The following is a 579-nucleotide window of genomic DNA, read 5'->3' as shown; positions in this document are numbered from 1 at the left end:
CTCGCTGCTATCTACATACCTCAAATCGTAGTGAGTTTACTGCTGCTTTGGGTTTCGCTTTCCTTAGCGTTAGTCAGTGCGGCTTATTTATTTGATTTCCCGTCCATCTTTAGAAAAAGCCAAGACGGAAAAATTGTCTGGTGGATTCGATGGGCATTCATTCCTTTCTTGCTCGGGGCGAAAGCCTACAACGCCTGGGAGAGACGGCGCGATACTGTCCCTCCCATTCAGCAAGTCAGCGACAATCTTTATCTTTCTCGGCGCTTGTTCCCGAGCGATTTGGCGTTTCTCGACTCGCACGACATTTCCTGCATTGTTGATGTTACGGCGGAGTTCGCAGGTTTAGAAAGCGCCATGGCTGACAAGCAATTCAACTACCTTTCTATTCCCGTTCTGGATCATAAAGCGCCGACCTTGGAGCGTTTACGTCATGCGATGAATTGGATTGATACCCAAATCGCCTGCGGGCGCTCTGTGGTTGTGCATTGCGCACTTGGGCGTGGCCGTTCGGTGTTTGTGGTGGCGGCTTATTTACTGAGTAAAGATCCGTCGCTCTCGGTGGAATCGGTGATGCAGAAA

1 protein-coding gene is annotated in these 579 nt (G+C 50.1%); it reads left to right on the top strand.

Annotation, left to right across the window (positions count from 1 at the left end):
• The coding region (locus tag R8N49_RS29105; RefSeq protein ID WP_318190695.1) for a dual specificity protein phosphatase family protein at positions 1-579 on the top strand (579 nt) is incomplete at both ends.

It is taken from the genome of Vibrio sp. 1978, from assembly GCF_033344345.1.
The sequence above is the reverse complement of the archived record's forward strand: the minus strand, read 5'-3'. Positions and strand labels throughout refer to the sequence as shown.